This is a genomic window from Streptomyces scopuliridis (assembly GCF_042790125.1).
Lineage (GTDB): Bacteria > Actinomycetota > Actinomycetes > Streptomycetales > Streptomycetaceae > Streptomyces > Streptomyces scopuliridis_A.
In genome coordinates, this window is record NZ_JBHTZS010000003.1 from 116750 (window position 1) to 137814 (window position 21065).

21 protein-coding genes are annotated in these 21065 nt (G+C 70.8%); 12 read left to right on the forward strand and 9 right to left on the reverse strand.

Annotated features, from left to right (window positions below):
• Positions 1–168: 168 nt before the first annotated feature.
• Positions 169–654: a hypothetical protein gene (locus ACFRKB_RS05145; protein ID WP_383103418.1), complete on the forward strand. Its 486-nt coding sequence runs from the start codon at positions 169–171 to the stop codon at positions 652–654.
• Positions 655–788: 134 nt separating this feature from the next.
• Here ACFRKB_RS05145 and ACFRKB_RS05150 read toward each other — a convergent pair whose 3' ends face one another.
• Together ACFRKB_RS05150 and ACFRKB_RS05155 are read right to left on the reverse strand one after the other, a co-directional pair.
• Positions 789–1325: a hypothetical protein gene (locus ACFRKB_RS05150; protein ID WP_383103419.1), complete on the reverse strand. Its 537-nt coding sequence runs from the start codon at positions 1323–1325 to the stop codon at positions 789–791.
• Between the two features lie 180 nt (positions 1326–1505).
• Positions 1506–2270, reverse strand: a complete 765-nt coding sequence (locus tag ACFRKB_RS05155) for a bestrophin-like domain (protein WP_383103421.1) — start codon at positions 2268–2270, stop codon at positions 1506–1508.
• A 156-nt stretch (positions 2271–2426) separates the two neighbouring features.
• On the opposite strand from ACFRKB_RS05155, the gene ACFRKB_RS05160 reads away from it, so the two are divergent.
• From ACFRKB_RS05160 to ACFRKB_RS05175, 4 genes are all read left to right on the forward strand, one after another.
• Positions 2427–2816: a hypothetical protein gene (locus tag ACFRKB_RS05160; protein WP_383103423.1), complete on the forward strand. Its 390-nt coding sequence runs from the start codon at positions 2427–2429 to the stop codon at positions 2814–2816.
• A 295-nt stretch (positions 2817–3111) separates the two neighbouring features.
• On the forward strand, positions 3112–4065 hold the full coding sequence (locus ACFRKB_RS05165) for an SCO0930 family lipoprotein (protein WP_383103425.1): 954 nt from the start codon (positions 3112–3114) through the stop codon (positions 4063–4065).
• 210 nt (positions 4066–4275) lie between these two features.
• On the forward strand, positions 4276–5088 hold the full coding sequence (locus ACFRKB_RS05170) for an SAM-dependent methyltransferase (protein ID WP_365971709.1): 813 nt from the start codon (positions 4276–4278) through the stop codon (positions 5086–5088).
• A complete protein-coding gene (locus ACFRKB_RS05175; protein ID WP_383103426.1) occupies positions 5085–7256 on the forward strand; it encodes a putative bifunctional diguanylate cyclase/phosphodiesterase in 2172 nt (723 codons plus the stop codon). Before ACFRKB_RS05170 ends, ACFRKB_RS05175 begins: the two co-directional genes overlap by 4 nt.
• 37 nt (positions 7257–7293) lie before the next feature.
• On the opposite strand, the gene ACFRKB_RS05180 is transcribed toward ACFRKB_RS05175, so the two are convergent.
• Positions 7294–8199, reverse strand: a complete 906-nt coding sequence (locus tag ACFRKB_RS05180) for a LysR family transcriptional regulator (protein ID WP_383103427.1) — start codon at positions 8197–8199, stop codon at positions 7294–7296.
• Positions 8200–8295: 96 nt separating this feature from the next.
• Here ACFRKB_RS05180 and ACFRKB_RS05185 point away from each other — a divergent pair, with 96 nt between their 5' ends.
• The 4 genes from ACFRKB_RS05185 to ACFRKB_RS05200 are packed head-to-tail and all read left to right on the forward strand — an operon-like array spanning position 8296 to position 12265.
• On the forward strand, positions 8296–9003 hold the full coding sequence (locus tag ACFRKB_RS05185; RefSeq protein ID WP_383103429.1) for a succinate dehydrogenase: 708 nt from the start codon (positions 8296–8298) through the stop codon (positions 9001–9003).
• Between the two features lies 1 nt (position 9004).
• The gene (locus ACFRKB_RS05190; protein ID WP_383103430.1) at positions 9005–10963 is read left to right on the forward strand and encodes a fumarate reductase/succinate dehydrogenase flavoprotein subunit; all 1959 of its coding nucleotides are present in this window, start codon (positions 9005–9007) and stop codon (positions 10961–10963) included.
• Positions 10960–11709, forward strand: coding sequence for a succinate dehydrogenase/fumarate reductase iron-sulfur subunit (locus tag ACFRKB_RS05195; protein WP_383103431.1), 750 nt, complete (start codon positions 10960–10962; stop codon positions 11707–11709). The genes ACFRKB_RS05190 and ACFRKB_RS05195 overlap by 4 nt, the downstream gene beginning before the upstream one ends.
• Positions 11710–11767: 58 nt before the next feature.
• Positions 11768–12265 (forward strand): phosphatase domain-containing protein, encoded by a 498-nt coding sequence (locus tag ACFRKB_RS05200; protein ID WP_383103432.1) that lies wholly within the window; start codon positions 11768–11770, stop codon positions 12263–12265.
• Between the two features lie 74 nt (positions 12266–12339).
• On the opposite strand, the gene ACFRKB_RS05205 is transcribed toward ACFRKB_RS05200, so the two are convergent.
• Positions 12340–12555, reverse strand: coding sequence for a dodecin (locus tag ACFRKB_RS05205; protein WP_365971812.1), 216 nt, complete (start codon positions 12553–12555; stop codon positions 12340–12342).
• A 254-nt stretch (positions 12556–12809) separates the two neighbouring features.
• Here ACFRKB_RS05205 and ACFRKB_RS05210 point away from each other — a divergent pair, with 254 nt between their 5' ends.
• The 3 genes from ACFRKB_RS05210 (at position 12810) to ACFRKB_RS05220 (ending at position 16044) form a co-directional block, all read left to right on the forward strand.
• Positions 12810–14057, forward strand: a complete 1248-nt coding sequence (locus tag ACFRKB_RS05210; RefSeq protein WP_383103434.1) for an extracellular solute-binding protein — start codon at positions 12810–12812, stop codon at positions 14055–14057.
• 230 nt (positions 14058–14287) lie between these two features.
• Positions 14288–15103 (forward strand): GNAT family N-acetyltransferase, encoded by an 816-nt coding sequence (locus tag ACFRKB_RS05215; protein WP_383103436.1) that lies wholly within the window; start codon positions 14288–14290, stop codon positions 15101–15103.
• Positions 15100–16044, forward strand: a complete 945-nt coding sequence (locus tag ACFRKB_RS05220) for a lysophospholipid acyltransferase family protein (RefSeq protein ID WP_383103437.1) — start codon at positions 15100–15102, stop codon at positions 16042–16044. Before ACFRKB_RS05215 ends, ACFRKB_RS05220 begins: the two co-directional genes overlap by 4 nt.
• Here ACFRKB_RS05220 and egtD read toward each other — a convergent pair.
• From egtD to ACFRKB_RS05245, 5 genes are all read right to left on the reverse strand, one after another.
• On the reverse strand, positions 15939–16901 hold the full coding sequence (gene egtD, locus ACFRKB_RS05225) for an L-histidine N(alpha)-methyltransferase (RefSeq protein WP_383103438.1): 963 nt from the start codon (positions 16899–16901) through the stop codon (positions 15939–15941). The genes ACFRKB_RS05220 and egtD overlap by 106 nt on opposite strands.
• Positions 16898–17656, reverse strand: a complete 759-nt coding sequence (gene egtC, locus ACFRKB_RS05230; RefSeq protein ID WP_383103440.1) for an ergothioneine biosynthesis protein EgtC — start codon at positions 17654–17656, stop codon at positions 16898–16900. The genes egtD and egtC overlap by 4 nt, the downstream gene beginning before the upstream one ends.
• Complete coding sequence (gene egtB / locus ACFRKB_RS05235; RefSeq protein ID WP_383103442.1) at positions 17656–19023, reverse strand: ergothioneine biosynthesis protein EgtB; 1368 nt, start codon at positions 19021–19023, stop codon at positions 17656–17658. The genes egtC and egtB overlap by 1 nt, the downstream gene beginning before the upstream one ends.
• A complete protein-coding gene (gene egtA / locus ACFRKB_RS05240) occupies positions 19020–20294 on the reverse strand; it encodes an ergothioneine biosynthesis glutamate--cysteine ligase EgtA (RefSeq protein WP_383103444.1) in 1275 nt (424 codons plus the stop codon). Before egtA ends, egtB begins: the two co-directional genes overlap by 4 nt.
• Positions 20295–20553: 259 nt before the next feature.
• Positions 20554–21036, reverse strand: a complete 483-nt coding sequence (locus ACFRKB_RS05245; RefSeq protein ID WP_383103446.1) for a type II toxin-antitoxin system PemK/MazF family toxin — start codon at positions 21034–21036, stop codon at positions 20554–20556.
• Positions 21037–21065 lie beyond the last annotated feature (29 nt).

A 21065-nucleotide genomic window follows, 5' to 3' on the forward strand; every position in this document is an offset into this window, starting at 1 on the left:
TGCGGATCCGTCGGGCGGGCGTTCCCCTGACGGCGTGTCGGCTCACCGGGGTGGACCAGCGCCGAAATGCGGGCCTCGCGAAGCCCGGTGAGGGTTCGTCATGGAGGGCGTACTCGTCGAATTCTCCCGGAGCACCGCTTTGGGGCGCCTTCCGCTGGAGGTTCAACGATGCGTGCTTCACGCGCTCTGGCGGTGACCGCCACCGCCTGCGCGGCCGTGGCGCTCTCCGCCCCGCTGGCCGTCGCGACCAACGGTCCGACCAATGTCACCATCAATCCGTTCGAGGTCCACCAGGGCAGCACGATCGAGATCAGCGCCCGGGGCTGCGGCCACGGAGGCACCGTCACGTCGAACGCCTTCCGGCGGGTCGAGCTGTCCGTGAACGCTTCCGGGCACTCCACGGCCAGGGCCCGGATCCATGACGACGCCACGCCGGGCAACTACAACCTTGCCGTCAGGTGCAGTGACAACGACAGGGTCGCGACCCATCAGTTCCGGGTGCTGGAGGGGCGGGGCGCGCTGGGCGGGCTCGGCGGTTCCATCGGTCCCAGTTCCACGGAGATGGCGGTCGGCGGCGGGCTCGTCGCGACGGCGGCCGTCGGTGGTTCGCTGTTCCTCGCCCGCCGTCGCCGGCCGGCCGGTGTGGGGATCTGACCGGGTGCCCTTCTCCCGGCAGCCTCCACCGGGGGTCCACAGGGCCCCGAACGCCCGTCGCCCCGAGTCCGGACCGAGGACTCGGGGCGGGGGCCTTTTCGTGTGACTTTTTTTGGACGACCGGCCGTCGGTGATCAGTGCTGACGGTCCTCCGCGCGCCGGCGTACGACATAGATCGTGCCGGTGGCCGCGGCGACCACCAGCGCGGTACCGCCGACGAGTTCGGCGGTGCTCACCCCGTCCATGCTGCCGCCGAGACCTCCGCGCACCCCGCCCGGCACGACCGTCGCCGTCGTGCGGGTGACCGTGGCGGCCGGTGTCGGGTTCCGTGTGGCGCCCGCGATCCGGAGACTGGTCGTCCCCGACTGGCCGTTACAGGTGAAGGTCACCTGATACGTGGCGCCGGCCTTGGCGTCCCAGTCGACCGTGGCGGTGGCCGACCGGCCCGAGGGGATGTTGACCGTGTCGAAGACCCCGGAGGAGGCGGTGGCGGTCGTACCGCAGTTGGTGACGGAGAGGGTCACCCTGCCTCCCGCCGCGACCGTGGAGGGCGTGACCGTGAATCCGAACGGCGCGTTTCCGCCGCTGGGCGCGGCCGTCGCGGTGGGCGCGGTCAGTACGAGTGCGGACACTGCCATCAGAGCGGCGGACGCGGCATGTATCGCGCGCATGATGAATCCTCCGGGTCCCCGAGGAGCAGCTGCGGAACCGTTTTCCACATAAGGCAGGGAATGCACCTCGATGCCGGAAACGCTAGGAGCCCGTTATCACAGCCGCGATCGCTGACGGGCGAATGGGGCACGGGTGTCCCCCGGGCGGCGGACAGCCGTACCCCACTCGGTTCCGGTCGCTCAGGACCCGATCTGCGGAAACAGGTCGAGGAAGGGTGCCGCGGTCGCGCTGATCCCGCGGCCGTAGGGCGCGTCGAAGTCCCAGATGAGGAAGAGCAGGAACGAGATCAGCACACTGAACAGCCCCGCGAGCAGCAACTCCCGGAAGGTACGGCGGATCTGCAGGACGAAGATCAGCCCGACCGTGACCACGGCGCCGGTGATGAGGCCGAACCAGACGACCCCCGGCATGGTGGCGCCCGCGCTCTGCCCCCGTGCGCCCCGGGCGTCATCGGCGGCGGCCACCTCGTCGACCAGCGGCTGATAGGCCTGTCCCTCCAGATCGGTCCTGGGCGCGTACTGGCTGACATCCGTGCGGATCCGGTCGAAGAGCTCGGTGCCCTTCGCGCTCAGAGCCTCGTGCTCGGACATGTGCGGCCATTCGCTGCGGACGACATAGGTGACATAGGCGTCGACATCGGCGCGGATCCGGTGCCGTACCTCGGCGGGATAGACCTGGACCCGCTGCCGGATTTCGTGCAGGGCCTGGGCCTCCTGGCGTACGGTCTCCTGCGCCGCGCTGCGGCCCTCCCAGACGCCGGCGATCGCGAGACCCAGCACGATCGCGTAGATCACGCCGATCATCATCGTCATGTAGTCCATGACATCGGGGGTCTCGGAGGGGTCGTCGTCCTCGCGGACGCGGCGGTTGTTGATGACGACGATGGTCAGGACGACCGCGCAGGCGGCGGCCATCGCGATGCTCAGAACGAGCCATTCCGACATGAGATCTCCGTGGATCAGCGGTGGCGGGGACGCAGGACGGCTACGGCGAGGACGGCCGGGGCCGTGATGAGGAGCATCAGCAGAACGGGGGAGGGGCCGCTCCCGGGCTGATCACGGGTCGCCTTGCGATAGGCGGGCAGCGCCACCGAGGACGGCGTGGGAGCCGCCGACGGGGTGGGCGACGGCGAAGGGGCCGGCGGCTTCGGCGGCGGCTTCGGCACCGGCGCGGGGGGCGGCGGTGCGGGCCGGGGCTGCCGGAGGGGCGCTCGGGCGACCGGCGAGGGCGCCGGCGGTACGACGCTGGGGACCGGCGGAGGCGCGGGCGGCGACGGCCGCGGCGACGGCGAAGGAGGCGGCGGCGGTGCCGGGGGTGTGGGTTTCGGCGGCTTGGGCGGTTTCGATGGCCTGGGCGGCTTCGGCGGCTTCGGTGGCGGCTCGGACGGCGGGGGAGGCGTCGGAGTGGGAGTCGGCCGGCAGTCGCCGCTCCCGGCCACGGCGACCACCCCTCCCGGGCCGCCGGGACCACCCGGCCCGAGGGACGCGTAGGCACAGCTGCCGGCCACAGCGGGCAGCGGGACTGCCGACAGGGATATGAGTGCGGCGGCCGCGAGCAGCCGTCCGACGAGCGATCCATACACGGGCAGGAGTTTGTTCCCCATCCGGCCACGGCACGCGTGAAGTCGCTGGGATTCCCCCGAATTGGGGGATGTGACGGCCATGGACTTGCGCCGCGGAAGTTTTTTCCGCCCGCGTTGAACGCGAGGCCGTCACCGGTGCGTACTTAGGACCATGAGCGGCGCAACCAGGCGCCTCAACTGGCCTACAAATAGCGGGAGTTGACATGAAAACCTGGCGGAACGCCTCGCTCGCGGTGACCGCGGCGGCCGTACTGGCCCTGACGACGGCGTGCGGTCAGGACCAAGGGACGGACACCAACGGCCAGTCCGTCGGCGCCGCCAAGCCGGCCGACGCCGGATACGGCGCGGACAGCGGCTACGGATCCGATACGGGCGCGGCGGACGCGGCGGCGGCCAAGCCGGCCGGTCAACTCGCCGTGTGGGACAGCAAGAAGCTCGGCAAGGTACTCACCGACAGCGAGGGGTTCACGCTCTACCGCTTCGACAAGGACACGGCGAGCCCGCCCCGGTCGAACTGCGAGGGCGACTGCGTGAAGGCCTGGCCGGTGGTGGCCGCGGGTGACGCCAAGGCCGCGGCGGGCACCGACGCCACGCTGCTCGGCGAGATCACCCGCGCCGACGGCACCAGGCAGCTCACCGTCGACGGCTGGCCGATGTACCGGTACGCCAAGGACACCAGCCCCGGCGACGCGAACGGCCAGGGAGTGGGCGGTACCTGGTTCGCCTCGGCCCCCGACGGCAAGAAGGCGGCAGTGGCCGGCTCGGGCACCGGCGCGGAGGCCACCCCCGCTGATCTTCCCGGGCTTTCGGTCCGCAAGGACCCCAAACTCGGTGACATTGTGGTGGATTCGAAGGGAATGACGGTCTATCGGTTCACGAAGGACTCCGCCTGGCCGATGAAGTCGGCCTGCACCGGGGCCTGTCTGGAGAAGTGGCCGGTTGTCGCTCCCGTCGAGAAGAATGACACCGAGGGGATCATCAAGAAGGGCTTCGTGACCTTCGACCGGCCCGACGGAATCAAGCAGCAGAGCATCGACTGCTGGCCGATCTACACCTTCGCCGGCGACACAAAGCCGGGAGATACCAATGGTCAGGGCGTTGGCGGCACATGGTTCGCGGTTTCCCCGGATTCCAAGCTGGTCGGAGCGCCCAAGTAGTCCCCACGCCGCGTGTCTCCGGCCCATCGGTCCGCCGCCGCACCGCTCGGTGCGGCGGCGGACCGGTCGCACGTGCCAGCGGCGTGTGACCAAGAACGGATCGCTAATTTCCGTTTGGGCTCGCTCTCTTGGCGGGCGATCAGTAGCCTCGGCTCGAACAACCGGCCGTGTACCTTGGCCGCATCCCGTGGCGACTTGTTGGAGACATCGATGGAGCGTCCCGCCTGGGCCCCGCAGGGCATCGACATATCGATGCCTAGCGTTTCCCGCATTTACGACTACTATCTGGGCGGTTCGCACAATTTCGAGGTGGACAGGGAAGCGGCCCGCAAGGCAATGGGGTTCATGCCGGGGCTTCCCACGATCATGAAGACGAACCGCGCGTTCATGCGCCGCGCGGTGAAATTCGCGCTCGATGAGGGCATCACTCAGTTCCTCGACATCGGATCAGGCATTCCGACCTACGGAAATGTCCATGAGGTCGCCCAGGCCGGCGACCCCGAAGCCCGGGTGCTCTACGTCGATCACGACCCGGTCGCCGTCGCCCACAGCCAGGCGGTTCTCGACGGCAACGACAACGCTGCCATCGTGAGCGCCGATCTCCGCAAGCCCGGACAGATCCTCAGCAGCCCCGAGGCCCGGCAACTGCTCGACCTGGAGCGGCCCGTGGCGCTGCTGCTCGTCTTCGTCCTGCACTTTCTGGAGGACGAGGACGACCCGTACGGCGCGGTGGCCGAGCTGCGCGACGCGCTCGCGCCCGGCAGCCTGCTCGTCCTCACACACGCCTCGTACGACGGCGTGCCGCTCCCGCAGGAGCAGACCGGGGCCGCGGTCGCCGTCTACAAGGACATCCGCAACCCGCTGGTCATGCGTACCCGCGAGCAGACCGCCCGGTTCTTCGACGGCTTCGAGATGGTCGCGCCCGGTCTGGTCTCCATGCCGCACTGGCGGCCCGACAGCCCCGCCGACCAGGAGGACCCGTACGCCTTCTCCGGCTTCGGCGGAGTGGGACGCAAGGCGTGAAGGTGCCCTCGCAGCCGACAGCCGCCGAGAGCGAACCGGACGGGCTGGAAGACAGACTCAGGCGCTTCGCGACGATCTGGAGCCGGGCGATCTTCCCGGCGACGGCCACGTCTCTGACGCGCCCCGAATTCGAAACGCATCTGCTGCCGCTGGCCCGCGAGTTGCAGGAGGCGCTGCACGCGCACCCCTTCGACACCGCGCCCGCCACGCGCGTCGGCGCCGCCCTCGTGGCGGCGCACTGCACCGACCCCGAGGCACTCGGCCGTACGCTCGGTGTCGTCGACTCCTATCTGGTGCTGTACTGCGGTACGGAGGAGCTGGCCGCGGAGGACAACCGCGCCCGCTGCGCCCGTCTCCAGCACTCCCTCGCCGCCGGCTTCGCCCACGCGCTGCGCGAGCGCACGCTGAGCGAGCAGGAGGCCATCGCGCGCTCGGCGCTCGCCGCGCGCAATGACGCCGAGGACGCGCTGCACGCCACACAGGCCCGCTTCCACGCGGTGTTCGAGGGCGCGGCCATCGGCATCGGCATCGCCGATCTCGAAGGCAATGTGCTGGAGGTCAATGACACCCTGACTCAGATGTTCGGCGGACTCGAACACCATGTCCGCAGCCGCAATGTGAGCGAGTGGGTCCACCCCGAGGACGCGGCCCATGTCTGGCGCCTCTACGACGAGTTGGTGCGCGGCGAGCGCGAGCATTTCCGGGTCGAGAAGCCGTTCTACCGCAACGACGGCACGGTGCTCTGGACCAATCTGACCCTCTCGCTGCTGCGGGACGCCGAGGGCGCTCCCCAGTACCAGCTGGCGCTGATGGAGGACACCACCGAGCGGCGGCTGCTCAATCTGCGGCTGCGGTACGAGGCCACGCACGACGCGCTGACCGGACTGCCCAACCGGACGCTGTTCTTCGAGCGTCTGGAGAAGACGCTCTCCGCGGACGACGGCGCGCGCTTCGGCCTCTGCTATCTCGACCTCGACGGCTTCAAGGCGATCAATGACAGCCTCGGCCACTCGTCGGGCGACCGGCTGCTGGTCGAGGTCGCGGACCGGCTCCAGAGCTGCGCCACCGCGCCCGGCGAGATGGTGGCCAGACTGGGCGGCGACGAGTTCGTGGCGCTGACCACCGGGCCCGGCACCCAGCAGGGCGTGGCCGATCTCGCCTCCCGGATCCTCCACGTACTGGCCACCCCGATCCGGCTCGACGGACGGGAGTTCACGGTCCGGGGCAGCATCGGCATCGTGGAGGGGCCCTCGGCCGGCCGGAGCCCCGCGGAGGTGCTGCGCAGCGCGGACATCACCATGTACCGGGCCAAGGCCGCCGGCGGCAATCGCTACGAGGTGGCCGACCCGGAGGCGGACGCCCGCGCCATCACCCGGCACGGACTGACGACGGCGCTGCCCGCGGCCCTGGAGCGCGGTGAGTTCTTCATCGAGTACCAGCCGCTGGTGCACCTGGACGACGGCACGGTGCACGGCGCGGAGGCGCTGGTGCGCTGGTCCCATCCGCAGCACGGCGTACTGGGACCCGACCGGTTCATCCCGCTCGCCGAGCACACCGGACTGATCGTGCCGCTCGGCCGCTGGGTGCTGGAACAGTCCGTACGTCAGGCCATGTTCTGGCAGCGCCAGCTGCCCGAGGGCGCGCTCGGCGGACCGCTGCGGATCAATGTGAATCTCTCGCCGACGCAGCTGCACCACCCCGGACTCGTCGCCGACACCGTGGAGGTGCTTGAGCGGGTCGGTCTCCCGCCGGGCGCGCTGTGCCTGGAGGTCACCGAGTCCGCGCTGATCGGCGCGGACGACGATCTGCTCAAGCCGCTGCGCCAGCTCGCCGAGATGGGCGTGGACATCGCGCTCGACGACTTCGGCACCGGCTACTCGAACCTGGCGAATCTGCGCAGGCTGCCGGTGAGCGTCCTCAAACTGGACCGTTCCTTCACCCAGGGCATGCAGCAGCACCCCGCGGACCCGGTCGATCTGAAGATCGTCGAGGGGATCGTGGCGCTCGCGCACAGTCTGGAGCTGGCCGTGACGGTGGAGGGCGTGGAGACCGGAGCGCAGGCGGAGCACTTGCGGCGCCTGGGCTGCGACACCGCCCAGGGCTGGTACTACGCGAGACCGGGCCCGCCCGAGCAGCTGCACATGCTGTCGCTCGCGGACGCGGTCTAGTGCCCCTCCCGGCGATGTTCGCCCCGCCGGACAAGCCCTAGATTCCCGGTCCGGTCGCTCCGCCCGCGGCCCCGGCGGAGAACAGCACCCTCTGGAGTTCGCGGGCGGCGCGCGGCGGGGCGACATCGCTGCGGTGGGCGAGCGCGATCGTACGGCGCAGCCCCGGCCTGGCCAGGGCCGTGACCCTCAGATCGCGCGCCCTCGCCGCCACCATGCTCGGTACGACCGCCACGCCCAGACCGGCCCGTACGAAACCGAGGACGGCGTCCATCTCGCCGCCCTCCACGGTGAACGACGGCTCGAAACCCTCGGCCCGGCAGGCGGCAACCGTCAGCTCGCGCAGATCGTAGCCGTGCCGGAACATCACCAGCGGCTCGCCCTCCAGATCGGCGATCCTGACCGGCCGCCGCGGGGCAGGGGCGGCGGCCGATGAGACCACGACCAGATCCTCGTGCAGCAGCTCGACGGTGGTCAGCGCGGGCGACGCGGCCGGCAGGGGCATCACCACCAGGGCGAGGTCCAGCGCCCCGCGCGCCAGCTCCCGTACGAGATCGTGCGAGCCGCTCTCCTCGATCAGCAGCTCGATGCCGGGGTGCAGATCATGGAAGGCCCGCAGGACATCGGGGAGCAGTCCGGTGCACAGGCTCGGCGGCGCCCCCAGCCTGACCCGGCCGCGCCGTAGCTGGACCAGCTCCTGCACCTCGACGCGCGCGGTCTCGGTGTCGGCGAGGATGCGCCGGGCGAGCGGCAGGAGCGCCTCGCCCGCGTCGGTGAGGGCGACATTGCCGCGGGCGCGGCTGAAGAGCTCGGCCCCCAGCTCCCTCTCCAGCGCCCTGATCTGCTGGGAGAGGGACGGCTGCGAGACATGGACGCGTTCGGCGGCGCGGGTGAAGTGCCGGGTCTCGGCGACCGCCACGAAGTAGAGAAGCTGCTGGAACTGCACAAGAGCCAGGGTAGATCGCGCGATAGGCACAGGCTATGGAGATCAGCCGGACCATGTCTTGGACCTCTCGGCATCGCGCGGCCTAGCGTGCTGTCCATGGCGCTGGCAACGCGGGGGACGGACCAACGGCCGTCCATGACCCGCACCCTCTGGGGTTCGACGATCGGAAAAAAGACGGTCATGGCCGTGAGCGGCCTGATCATGCTCGGCTATCTGGTCGCGCACATGCTCGGCAATCTCAAGATCTTCTTCGGACCGCCGGAGTTCAACGGCTACGCGCACTGGCTGCGGACCATGGGCGAACCGATCCTGCACTACGAGTGGGCGCTCTGGATCGTCCGGGTGGTCCTCGTCGTGGCCGTCGTCCTGCACGCGGTCTGCGCCTACCAGCTCAGCCGTCGCGATCTCGCCGCCCGCCCGAGCAAGTACGTACACAAGCGGGCCCGCGCGAGCTACGCCACCCGCACCATGCGCTGGGGCGGGATCATCCTCGCGCTGTTCATCGTCTGGCACATCCTCGATCTGACGACCGGCACCGTGAACCCCGGCTTCCAGTCCGGCCGGCCGTACCAGAACGTCGTGGAGACCTTCTCGACCTGGTACGGGAACACCATCTACATCGTCGCGATGCTCGCCCTCGGACTCCATGTCCGGCACGGCTTCTGGAGCGCCGCGCAGACCCTCGGCGTGGGCAGCGCCACCCGCGAACGCGTCCTCAGGACCGCCGGCGACCTGCTGGCGCTGGTGCTCACCGCGGGCTTCATCGCCGTACCCGTTGCCGTCATGACCGGAGTGGTGAGCTGACATGAACGAACCCACCAACTACGCCGAATACACCGTCGGTGCGCCGATCGCCGACACCAAGGCGCCGGACGGGCCCGTCGCCGAGCGCTGGAACCGGCGCCGCTTCGAGGCCAAGCTGGTCAACCCCGCCAACCGCCGCAAGCACACCGTGATCGTCGTCGGTACGGGCCTCGCGGGCGGCGCGGCCGGTGCCACGCTCGCCGAACAGGGCTACCACGTCGTGCAGTTCTGCTACCAGGACTCGCCGCGCCGCGCCCACTCCATCGCCGCGCAGGGCGGCATCAACGCCGCCAAGAACTACCGCAACGACGGCGACTCCATCCAGCGGCTCTTCTACGACACCGTCAAGGGCGGCGACTTCCGGGCCCGCGAGTCCAATGTCCACCGGCTCGCCGAGGTCTCGGTCGAGATCATCGACCAGTGCGTCGCACAGGGCGTGCCCTTCGCCCGGGAGTACGGCGGGCTCCTCGACACCCGCTCCTTCGGCGGCGTCCAGGTCTCCCGTACGTTCTACGCCCGCGGCCAGACGGGCCAGCAACTGCTGCTCGGCGCCTACCAGGCGCTGTCCCGGCAGATCGCGGCGGGCGCCGTCGAGATGCACCCGCGCACCGAGATGCTCGATCTGCTCGTCGTCGACGGACGGGCCCGGGGCATCGTCGCCCGCGATCTGATCACCGGAGCCGTCAACACCTACTTCGCGGACGCGGTCGTCCTCGCCTCCGGTGGCTACGGCAATGTCTTCTATCTCTCCACCAACGCCAAGAACAGCAACGCCACCGCCATCTGGCGGGCGCACCGGCGCGGCGCCCACTTCGCCAACCCGTGCTTCACCCAGATCCACCCCACCTGCATCCCGCGCTCCGGCGACCACCAGTCCAAGCTGACACTGATGAGTGAGTCGCTGCGCAACGACGGCCGTATCTGGGTGCCGAAGGCGCGTGGCGACCAGCGTCCGGCGGCCGAGATCCCCGAGGACGAGCGCGACTACTACCTGGAGCGGATCTACCCGTCCTTCGGCAACCTCGTCCCGCGCGACATCGCCTCGCGGGCCGCGAAGAACGTCTGCGACCAGGGCCGCGGGGTCGGACCCGGCGGGCAGGGCGTCTATCTCGACTTCGCCGACGCCATCGCGCGGCTCGGCCGCAAGGCGGTCGAGGAGAAGTACGGCAACCTCTTCGAGATGTACGAGCGGATCACCGCCGAGAACCCGTACGAGGTGCCGATGCGGATCTATCCGGCGATCCACTACACGATGGGCGGGCTCTGGGTCGACTACGACCTCCAGACCACCGTGCCGGGGCTGTTCGCGATCGGCGAGGCCAACTTCTCCGACCACGGCGCCAACCGGCTCGGCGCGTCCGCGCTCATGCAGGGCCTGGCCGACGGCTACTTCGTCCTGCCGTCCACCATCAACGACTATCTCGCCCGCAATCCGCACCACGACGAGATCGACGGCTCCCACCCCGAGGTGGCCGAGGCGGTCGCCGACACCGAGGACCGGCTGCGGCTGCTGCTCGCCGTCGACGGCGACCGTACGCCCGACTCGTTCCACAAGGAGATCGGCGAACTCCTCTGGGAACACTGCGGTATGGCCCGCACCGACGAGGGACTGCGCAAGGTGCTCGACCGGATCCCGCAGATCCGTGAGGAGTTCTGGCGCCGGATCAAGGTGCCGGGCACCGGCGAGCAGCTCAACCAGTCGCTGGAGAAGGCCAATCGCATCGTCGACTATCTGGAACTGGCCGAGCTGATGTGCCTCGACGCCCTGCACCGCGCCGAGTCCTGCGGCGGCCACTTCCGGGAGGAGTCGCAGACCGAGGGCGGTGAGGCCGCCCGCCGCGACGAGGAGTTCTCGTACGTGGCGGCCTGGGAGTTCACCGGCACCGGCACCGCGCCCGTCCTGCACAAGGAAGACCTCGTCTTCGAGTACGTCCACCCCACCCAGCGGAGCTACGCATGAGGCTCACCCTGCGCGTCTGGCGACAGCCGGACGCCGACGCCCCCGGCGCCATGGTCACCTATGACATCGACGGCATCTCCGAGGACATGTCGTTCCTGGAGATGCTCGACACCCTCAACGAGGAGCTGATCCTCAAGGGCGACGAGCCGGTCGCCTTCGACCACGACTGCCGCGAGGGCATCTGCGGCGCGTGCGGGGTGGTCATCAACGGCGATGCCCACGGCCCCGAGCGCACCACCACCTGCCAGCTCCATATGCGGCACTTCGACGACGGCGACACCATCGATGTCGAGCCCTGGCGGGCCGGGGCCTTCCCCGTGGTCAAGGACCTGGTGGTGGACCGGTCCGCCTTCGACCGGATCATCGGGGCGGGCGGCTACATCACCGCCCCCACCGGCGCCGCGCCCGAGGCACACGCCACCCCGGTGCCCAAGCCCGACGCCGACTTCGCCTTCGAACACGCCGAGTGCATCGGCTGCGGCGCCTGTGTCGCGGCCTGCCCCAACGGCTCGGCGATGCTCTTCACCTCGGCCAAGATCAACCATCTCAATGTGCTGCCGCAGGGCGCCCCGGAGCGTGAGACCAGGGTCCTCGACATGGTCGCGACCATGGACGAGGAGGGCTTCGGCGGCTGCACCCTCGCCGGTGAGTGCGCCACCGCCTGCCCGAAGGGGATCCCGCTGCCGTCCATCGCGGCGATGAACAAGGAGTGGCTGCGGGCGACCCGCAAGGTCGCACGCTCCTGAGGTTCCGTTGTCCAGTGCCGCGACGGGACTTCGGACGTACTCGTCTAGGCTGACGGCCGTGACACGGACGACGGGGAACAGCAGGCCGCTGGCCATATTCGACCTGGACGGCACACTGGCCGAGACCGGCCACCGTCAGCATTTCCTGGAGCGGCGGCCCCGCGACTGGACCGGATTCTTCGGCGCGGCCGGGCAGGACACACCACTGGCCGACGGCCTGCGGCTGGTGGCGGAGTCCGCCGAGGAGTGCGAGGTCATGTACCTCACCGGCCGTCCGGAGCGCTGCCGCGCGGACACTCTGGCCTGGCTGCGCGAACACGGCCTGCCCGAGGGGCGGATCTGGATGCGCCGGAACGACGACCGGCGGCCCGCGCGTACGACCAAGCTGGAGATGCTGCGCAGGCTGGCCGGCGGCCGGGAGGTGCGGATGCTGGTCGACGATGACGAGCTGGTCTGCGACGCGGCCGAGCGAGCGGGCTTCAGGGTCGTACGGGCCCGCTGGGCGAGCACCTCACAGGCGCTGAAGGACGCGCAGGAGCGCGAGGGCCGCACCTGACGGCGGCGCGGCGCGAGGGCCGTACCTGACGGCGGCGCGCGGCGGTGTCAGGGACCTGCCGCGCGTGTGGCCGCTCAGCCGGCGTCGTCGAGGCGGAAGCCGACCTTCAGGCCGACCTGGTAGTGCTCGATGTCGCCGTCGACGATATGGCCCCGTACCTCCGTCATCTCGAACCAGTCCAGACCCCGCAGCGTCTGCGCGGCACGGGCGATGCCATTGCGGATGGCGTCGTCGATGCCCTCGTGCGAGCTGCCGACGATCTCGGTGACCCGGTAGGTGTGGTGGGACATGGCGTCGTCTCCTCTTCACGCGTCACGGGTGTCGCGGTGTCATTCCACCGTGCCCCACCCCACGGCGGTCCGCGAGACATCCGGCGCCGGATGGCCCTCCGCCGCACCTTCCGTCTGCTTTCCGTTCGCTTCCGGGACTTGACCGGCCGTTTGGTCCATACCAAAATCCCACACACCCGTGCGAACCCGGTTTCGCTCCCCCCACGTCGGGCCCTCTTCCTGCACCGTGCCCTCACGCCAGAAGGTTGACCTACGTGAAGAACCGCCCTCTCGTCTGTTCCGTGGCTCTCGTGTCCTCCGTCGCCCTCGGCGGCTGCGGAGTGCTGCCCGGTGGGGACGACTCCGTGACGGTCACCGTCTGGCTGATGAAGGACAGCGTCTCGGACGACTTCCTCAAGCGGTTCGTGAGCGACTACGAGAAGGAGCATCCCTCCGTCCGGCTCGACATCAAGATCCAGGAGTGGACCGGGATCGGCGAGAAGGTGCTCACCGCGCTGGACGGCGAGGACGCCCCGGATGTGATCGAGGTCGGCAACACCCAGGTCGCCCAGTACGCGGAGAGCGGCAATCTGCGCGATCTCACCCTGGAGTCGGTACGGGATCTGGGCAGCGAGGACTGGCTGCCCGGTCTCGCCCAGCCGGGCAGCATCAACGGCGCGCAGTACGGCATCCCCTGGTACGCGGCCAACCGCGTCGTGATCTACAACAAGGACCTCTTCGCGCTCGCCGGGATAGCGGAGCCGCCCAAGACCAGGGAGCAGTGGCTGGACGACACCGCCGAGCTGAACCGCGGCGGGAACCAGGGCATCTATCTCGCCGGACAGGACTGGTACACCCTGGCCGGGTTTATCTGGGACGAGGGCGGCGAACTGGCCGTCGAGTCCGGCGGCGAGTGGCAGGGGACGATCCATACGCCCGCCGCGCTCAGGGGCATGGACTTCTACAAGGAGCTCCAGTCGCTGGGCGACGGACCGAAGAACTCCGACGAGGCCAAGCCCCCGCAGGCGGAGGTCTTCGCCCGGGGCGATGTCGCACAGATCATCTCCACCCCCAGCTCGGCGCGGATCATCGAGGAGAAGAACCCCGAACTGAAGGGCAGGCTCGGCTTCTTCCCCATTCCGGGCAAGACCGCGACCAAGCCGGGCGCCGTCTTCACCGGCGGCTCCGATCTGATCGTGCCGAAGAACTCCAGTCATCACTCGGCCGCCGTCGAGGTGGTCAAGGCGCTGGCGGGCGAGACCTGGCAGACGGATCTCGCCCGGACGATGAGCTACGTACCGAACAAGACGACCCTCGCCGACGTCATCCGCGGCGACGCGAGCACGGCCGCGATGGCCGAGGGCGCCGCGCGCGGACGGGCCACCCCGAACTCTCCGCAGTGGGCGAGCGTCGAGGCCGACAACCCGATCAAGCCGTATATGACGGCAGTCCTGGAGGGCGAGGACCCGGAGGAGTCGGCGAAGTCGGCCTCCGAGCTGATCAGCGCGGCGCTGCTCGGCTGAGGTGGCGGGGTGAGGTGCCGGGGTGAGGTGGCGGCGTGAGCGGGGTGAGGTCTCGGGCCCGCAGGCGCCATGTGCGCCCTCCGCACTCCCGGCCATTCAACCGTCTCACATCCACTCTCCGCCGTGTGGTCATGTCAAATCCAGTCGGCCACGGAAGAAACAAGGTGCCGGGCCCGTCGCGCGAGCGGCGGCCCCGGCGGCCTGCCTTCCCTACCGGCACAGGAGTCCGCATGTCCGCCATCGCCCCCGCCCCCCTCGTTCCGGCCGGCCCCGCCGTCCCCGTTCCCGCCCCGGGGACCGGGACCGGCCCCGCCGAGCCGCGCTATGTCGTCTCGCTCGCCCGCGACCAGGACGACGTCCGGGCCGCACAGCGGCTGCGGCACCTGGTCTTCGCCGGCGAGATGGGTGCCCGGCTCGACGGCCCGGAACCGGGACTGGACATCGACGCCTTCGACGCCTACTGCGACCACCTGCTGGTACGCGAGGAGAGCACCGGCGAGGTCGTCGGTACGTACCGGCTGCTGCCGCCCGACCGGGCCAGGGCCGCCGGACGGATCTACTCCGAGAGCGAATTCGACCTCACCCGGCTCGCCCCGATCCGGCACGATCTGGTCGAGGTCGGCCGTTCGTGCGTCCACCCCCTGCACCGCACCGGCGGTGTCATCGCCCTGATCTGGGCCGGACTCGCCCGCTATATGAGCGACACCGGCTACAACTGGCTGGCGGGCTGCTGCTCGGTCCCGCTCGCGGACGGCGGCGCGCTCGCCGCCTCGACCTGGAACACCGTGAAGGAGAAGCACATGGCGCCGGAGGACTACTGGGTCACCCCGCACCGCCTCTGGACCCCGGACGCGTCCGCCGCCGCTGCCAAGCCCTCCGAACTGCCGCCGCTGCTCCGCGGCTATCTGCGGCTCGGGGCCTGGGTGTGCGGCGCGCCCGCGCACGACCCCGAGTTCGGCGTCGCCGACCTGTACGTACTGCTGTCGATGCGCCGCACCAACCCGCGCTATCTGCGGCACTTCCTCTCGCTCGCCCCCGCCGCATGAGCGCCTGGCTGCCCACCGCGCCCTGCACCCCGCGCGACTGCGCCACCCACCAGGGACCCTCGGCCGGGGCGCTGACCGGGGCCGTACGGCTGCTCGCGGGGGTCTCTCTCGTGCTGGCCGGTGCGCTGACAGCTCCCTTCCTCGCGTTTCTGGGAGGGGCGGTACGGGACCGGCTGACCCGGCGCTGGGCGCGTACCGTGCTGCGGCTCTTCGGCCTGCGGGTCCGCGTCGTGGGGGAGCCCGCGCCCCGGCGCGGCCCCGGGGTGCTGGTCGTCGCCAACCATGTCTCCTGGCTGGACATACCGCTCCTCGCCGCGGTCTTCCCGGGCCGGATGCTCGCCAAGAGCGAGATACGGCGCTGGCCGCTGCTGGGCGCGCTCGCCGCGCTGGGCGGCACCCTGTTCGTGGAGCGGGAGCGGCTGCGGGCGCTGCCCGGGACCGTACGGACCCTCTCCACCGCGCTCACCGCCGGCTCGCGAGTGATCGTCTTCCCCGAGGCCTGTACCTGGTGCGGGCGCGAGCTGGGCCGGTTCACCACCGCCGTCTTCCAGGCGGCGCTGGACGCGGACGCCGCTGTCCGTCCGGTACGCATCACCTACCGCGCGCCGGACGGAGCGCCGTCCGGCGCCCCGGCGTACGTCGGGGACGACACCATCACCGCCTCGCTGTGGCGTGTGGTGAAGGCCGGCGGGCTCACGGCGGAGATCACGGTCCTGCCGCTGATCCCCGCCGGGCGCCACACCGACCGCCGCGCACTGGCCCGGGACGCCCGGTCGGGCATCGCCCGCACGGACACCGACGGCGCCGCCCGGACCGGTGCCACGGACGGTGTTCCTCACACGGCGGTCGCCAGCGACAGCGCGAACCGGCCCTCCTCATCCGTCCACCAGTGCGTCAACTCCATTCCCGCCTCGGTCAGTTCGCCGCGTACCCGGTCCTGACGGAACTTCGCAGACACCTCCGTACGCACCTCCTCGCCGGCCGCGAAGTGCACCACCAGATCCAGCTCCGGGATCTTCGCCGTGAGGGCCCGGCGCGCTCGCAGCCGCATCTCGATCCACTCGTGCTCGGCGTCCCAGAGCGCCACATGATCGAAGTCACCCGGATCGAAGTCCGCGCCCAGCTCCCGGTCGATGACCAGGAGGACGTTCTTGTTGAAGGCGGCCGTCACCCCGGCCGCGTCGTCGTACGCCCTCACCAGTACGGACTCGTCCTTGACCAGGTCCGTACCGAGCAGCAGCGCGTCACCGGGCGCGAGCAGCGCCCGGACCGACGCCAGGAACGACGCGCGCTCCGCGGGCAGCAGATTGCCGATCGTGCCGCCGAGGAACGCGACCAGCCGGGGGCCCGGGGTGCCGGGCAGCGCCAGCCCCTGCGTGAAGTCGGCGATGAGCGCGTGCACATGGAGTCCGGGGTGCTCGGCGAGCAGGGACTCGGCTGCCCCGGTCAGCGCGCTCTCGCTGACATCCACCGGCACATAGCTGTGCAGACCGGTGAGCGCGTCCAGCAGATGACGGGTCTTCTCGGAGGACCCGGACCCCAGCTCGACGAGGGTCCGCGCGCCGGTCGCCGCCGCGATCTCCGGCGCCCGCGCGAGCAGGATCTCCCGCTCGGCGCGGGTCGGATAGTACTCGGGCAGTCTGGTGATCTCCTCGAACAGTGCGCTTCCCCGGGAGTCGTAGAACCATTTGGGAGGCAGCACTTTGGGCGTACGGGTCAGCCCCTGGAGCACATCGGCGCGCAGGGCGGCGTCCGTGGCGTCCTCGGGCAGGGTGCGGGTCAGCAGGAACGGGCTCACTCGGGTGGCTCCTTGAGAGGGGACAACACCACGTCGTCACGGGTCGCCACGACCAGGGTGCGGTCGGGGACCTCGCGCCAGCGCGCGTCGTCGTCGTACGGCTCGGAGGCCACCACGGTCCGGTGGCCCCCGGGATCGGTGAGATACCAGAGGGTGTCCCCCCACGCGGTCGCGGCGATCCGCTCGCCGTCGGTGAGCAGCAGATTGAGCCGGGAGGCCGGCGCGGCGGCGGCGATGTCGAGGACGGTGTCGCCCAGCGCCTGGCCCATCTCGTCCCCGGCCCGCAGCCGGTGCAGCAGCAGCGCCCACACCAGCGCGGAATCGTTGCGGGCCACCAGGGTGAGCAGCTCCTCGGCGGGGAGGGACGCGGCCAGGGCCGCGAGGCTGCCGGGCCAGCCGCCGACCGAGCCGTTGTGGCTGAACAGCCACGGCCCGTCGGCGAACGGCGCGGCGGCGGCCTCCCCGTCGGCGCCCGGCTCGGTCGCGTCACGCACCGCGGCGAGCAGGGCGCCGGTACGGACCACCCGCGCCAGATCGGTGAATCCGAGGTCCCCCCAGATGGGCCGCGCGCGGCGGTAGCGGGCGGGCAGCGGATCGCCGTCCGCGTACCAGCCCACCCCGAAACCATCGGCGTTGACCGTGCCGTTGCGCTGCCGGCGCGGCGCCCAGGACTGCCGGAACAGCGCGTGCGGCGGCGCGACCAGCACCTCACCGAGCGCCACCGGCAGCCCCAGCCGGGCGAGATGGCGGCACATCAGGCATCCCTGGCGGTACGGAAACCGGCGAAGATCTGGCGGCGGACCGGCAGATCCCAGTTGCGGAACGTGCCGCGGCAGGCCACCGCGTCCACCGCGAACGACCCGCCCCGCAGCACCTTGTGGGCACTGCCGAAGAACACCTCCGAATACTCGCGGTACGGGAACGCGGCGAACCCCGGATACGGCAGGAAGTCGCTCGACGTCCACTCCCAGACGTCCCCGATCAACTGCCGTACGCCGAGCGGGGAAGCGCCCCGCGGATAGCTGCCCGCCGGGGCCGGCCGCAGATGGCGCTGGCCGAGATTGGCCCGCTCCGGGGTGGCCTCCTCGTCACCCCAGGGATACCGCAGCGACCGGCCGGAGACGGGGTCGTGGCGGGCGGCCTTCTCCCACTCCTCCTCGCTCGGCAGCCGCCGCCCCGCCCAGCGGGCGTACGCGTCGGCCTCGTACCAGCTGACATGGAGCACCGGCTCGTCCGCCGGGACCGGCTCCACCACACCGAACGCGCGACGCAGCCACTGCCCGCCCTCGCGCCGCCAGAACAGCGGGGCCCCGATGCCGTGCGTACGGATCTGCTCCCAGCCGGCCGGCGCCCACCAGCGCTCCTCCGTATAGCCGCCGTCGTCGATGAAGTGCTGGTAGTCACCGTTGGTCACCGGCACCGTGTCGATGAGGAACGCCGGGACGAGCCGCTGATGGGCCGGGCGCTCATTGTCCAGCGCCCAGGGCTCGGTGGAGGTGCCCATCGTGAAGTGTCCTGCGGGAACGAGGACTTCGGCGGGCAGCCCGGTGGTGTCCCCGGCCGGCGGCGGGGGCGCGGTCAGCGCGGCGGGACCCCGTCGCAGCTGGTGGGTGATGAGCATCGTCTCGTCGTGCTGCTGCTCGTGCTGGGCGATCATCCCGAAGGCGAAACCCGCGTCCAGCAGCGGACCGCCGTGCAGCGGGGTGCGCTCGATGATGTCCAGCACCCTGCCGCGTACGTCGGAGGCGTAGGCACGCGCCTCGGCGGGCGGCAGCAGCGGCAGTGACGGCCGCGCGGACCGGGGATGCTCGAAGGCGTCATAGACGGAGTCGATCTCCGGGCGGATGGCGTCGCGTCCGGCGACCGTCCGCAGCAGCCACTGCTCCTCCTGATTGCCGATGTGCGCCAGGTCCCAGACCAGCGGGGACATCAGCGGCGAGTGCTGCGCCGTCAGCTCGTGGTCGTCGACGCAGGAGGTCAGCAGAGCGGTACGGTCCCTGGCGGCCGTCAGGGCCTCGACGGCGCGCAGCCGCAGCCGTTCGGCCGGTATCCCGGCGGCTTCCACGCCTGCCACGCCTGCCGCTCTTTCCCCGCCTTTCACGGTTTCCGCGGAGTCGGTCATGTCCTGGGGTCCTTCCCGTTCACAGAGGCGCGCAGATCATCGGCGGGACATCGGCCGGGCACGACATAGCGGTCGTTGAAGGCCGCGACCGCGTCCTGTACGGCCCGCGTGGCGCCGATGCGCGGGAGTGCTTCCTGGGCGACGGCGAAGCAGGCGATCGCCGCGGCGTGCAGCTCGGGGTCGGTCAGCGCGTGCCGCGCCGCGTTGGCCCAGAGGAGATTGCGGGGCGCGGGCAGCGAACCCGCCGTCTCCGCCAGCGGTTTGACGGTGCGGTAGACGGTCTCAGACGCCTCGGGATCGTCGAACAGCGCGGTGGTGACGGCGAGCGGCACCATCCAGCCGTCCTCGCCCGGCTGGGCGTCGATCATCCGCAACTCCAGATGACCGCGCGGCCGGACGGGCGGAAACAGCGTGGTGAGGTGGTAGTCGAGATCCGCGCGGACCGGCGGACGCGGCAGTCCGGACCGTATCCACTCCCGGAAGGTCAGCCCGTCGGGCACCGGCCAGGGCCCCTTCTCCGCCCGGATGCACATCACCGGCGTGTCCAGGGCGTGCGCGGCCCAGGCGGCTCGGGGCTCGTACCGCGCCGAGGGCGCGGCGGTACGGGCCGGGTCCAGCTGCGCCCACATCGCCTGCCGGGTGGAGCGCCAGCCGGTCGGTCTGCGTTCGCTCATGGGTGAGTTGGCGAAGGCGGCGACCAGCACCGCGCCCAGCAGATGGGCGAGTTGCCAGCGCCGGCCGTAACCGAGCGGCCCCGGTTCGTCGTGGCCCGCGTCCAGACACACCTGGATGGAGGCCGTGGTCCGCATCATGGCGCGCCCGGCCGGACCGATCCGGTCGAGGTAGGTCTCCATCGCGTCATAGCGCGGCTCCCGCAGCATGCGGTGCGGGGAGTGCCAGGGGTCCTGTCCGAGACCCGCGAGCGCGAGTCCCGCCGTACGCAGCGCCGGGCGTACGGTGTCCAGATCCGCGGTGGTGGTGGTGATGCACTCCATCAGCGACGCGGCGGGCGGGGAGCTGAGCTCCAGCTGGCCGCCGGGTTCGAAGGTGAGTGCCGAGGCGAGGCGCAGGGTCCTCAGCCCCTCGTACGCCTCTCTGAGGCGGCGGGCCGGGACCGCTCTTTCCGGGGAGTGCAGGTCGTGCACGAGCCATTCCAGTTCCACACCCACGGTGCGGGGCGGGCCCGTCTTGAAACAGATACCGCGTAGTAGATCCTCGGCGTCGTCCTCGCCGAGGGGTGTTCCCTCATCGGTGAAACCGTCGGATGGCATGGCCGGATCCTCCTGTCGAAGACCGTGACCGGACTCCGCTCCCGGGGTGGAGGCGGAGCGCTTCGTCCAACCTAAAGCCACTCTCGCCGCTTCGCACAAGAGTGCCCCTACGGTCATCTTTTCGTCAGAAATCCGAATGCCCCGAACGTGGTCGTCCACGCACGAATTCCGCATGAACGCACGGCCGCGGGGGGTCGCGAAAGAAACAGAGGGGATCGTCCGAACGGGGGCCGGGACCCGGATCGCGTGCCGGTGCGCCTCACCGCCAGCCGTACAGCTCCCTGAGCCGGTTGACGACCAGGTTGAACCGCCCGCGGTCCAGCGCGCAGGCCTCGCGCCGCATGCCCTTCTCGTGGACGCGCAGCACCCGGTCCACATTCACCCAGGACTCACGGCCCGCGCGGTCCCACGGCCCCGTTCCGATCGGCACCCACTCGCGGTCCCGGTTGTGCCGCTTGCTGGAGAGCTGTACGGCGAGCAGCGTGCCGGCCGCCTCACGGGCGACCACCAGCACCGGGCGGTCCTTGCCGCGCCCGTCGTTCTCCTCGAAGGGCACCCAGGTCCAGACGATCTCGCCGGGGTCGGGATCACCGTCGTGCTCCGGGGCGTACGAGGTACGCACCCGCCCCACGTCCCGGGGCTCGGCCTCGACCGTGGCGTCCGGGCCGCCACGGCCGGGGGTGTCGAAGCCGTCGCTGTCACTGGTGCGGTCGCCGCTGCCGGCGCCGGAGAAGGGCGTCATCCGGATGACGTTAGATCGTCCGTGGATCA

What these genes read in the sequence shown, in the direction of transcription:
- ACFRKB_RS05145 (WP_383103418.1), top strand. Translation starts at nt 169, where the DNA reads ATGCGTGCTTCACGCGCTCTGGCGGTGACCGCCACCGCCTGCGCGGCC.
- ACFRKB_RS05150 (WP_383103419.1), bottom strand. Translation starts at nt 1,325, where the DNA reads ATGCGCGCGATACATGCCGCGTCCGCCGCTCTGATGGCAGTGTCCGCA.
- ACFRKB_RS05155 (WP_383103421.1), bottom strand. Translation starts at nt 2,270, where the DNA reads ATGTCGGAATGGCTCGTTCTGAGCATCGCGATGGCCGCCGCCTGCGCG.
- ACFRKB_RS05165 (WP_383103425.1), top strand. Translation starts at nt 3,112, where the DNA reads ATGAAAACCTGGCGGAACGCCTCGCTCGCGGTGACCGCGGCGGCCGTA.
- ACFRKB_RS05170 (WP_365971709.1), top strand. Translation starts at nt 4,276, where the DNA reads ATGGAGCGTCCCGCCTGGGCCCCGCAGGGCATCGACATATCGATGCCT.
- ACFRKB_RS05185 (WP_383103429.1), top strand. Translation starts at nt 8,296, where the DNA reads ATGGCGCTGGCAACGCGGGGGACGGACCAACGGCCGTCCATGACCCGC.
- ACFRKB_RS05190 (WP_383103430.1), top strand. Translation starts at nt 9,005, where the DNA reads ATGAACGAACCCACCAACTACGCCGAATACACCGTCGGTGCGCCGATC.
- ACFRKB_RS05195 (WP_383103431.1), top strand. Translation starts at nt 10,960, where the DNA reads ATGAGGCTCACCCTGCGCGTCTGGCGACAGCCGGACGCCGACGCCCCC.
- ACFRKB_RS05205 (WP_365971812.1), bottom strand. Translation starts at nt 12,555, where the DNA reads ATGTCCCACCACACCTACCGGGTCACCGAGATCGTCGGCAGCTCGCAC.
- ACFRKB_RS05215 (WP_383103436.1), top strand. Translation starts at nt 14,288, where the DNA reads ATGTCCGCCATCGCCCCCGCCCCCCTCGTTCCGGCCGGCCCCGCCGTC.
- ACFRKB_RS05220 (WP_383103437.1), top strand. Translation starts at nt 15,100, where the DNA reads ATGAGCGCCTGGCTGCCCACCGCGCCCTGCACCCCGCGCGACTGCGCC.
- egtC (WP_383103440.1), bottom strand. Translation starts at nt 17,656, where the DNA reads ATGTGCCGCCATCTCGCCCGGCTGGGGCTGCCGGTGGCGCTCGGTGAG.
- egtB (WP_383103442.1), bottom strand. Translation starts at nt 19,023, where the DNA reads ATGACCGACTCCGCGGAAACCGTGAAAGGCGGGGAAAGAGCGGCAGGC.
- egtA (WP_383103444.1), bottom strand. Translation starts at nt 20,294, where the DNA reads ATGCCATCCGACGGTTTCACCGATGAGGGAACACCCCTCGGCGAGGAC.
- ACFRKB_RS05245 (WP_383103446.1), bottom strand. Translation starts at nt 21,036, where the DNA reads ATGACGCCCTTCTCCGGCGCCGGCAGCGGCGACCGCACCAGTGACAGC.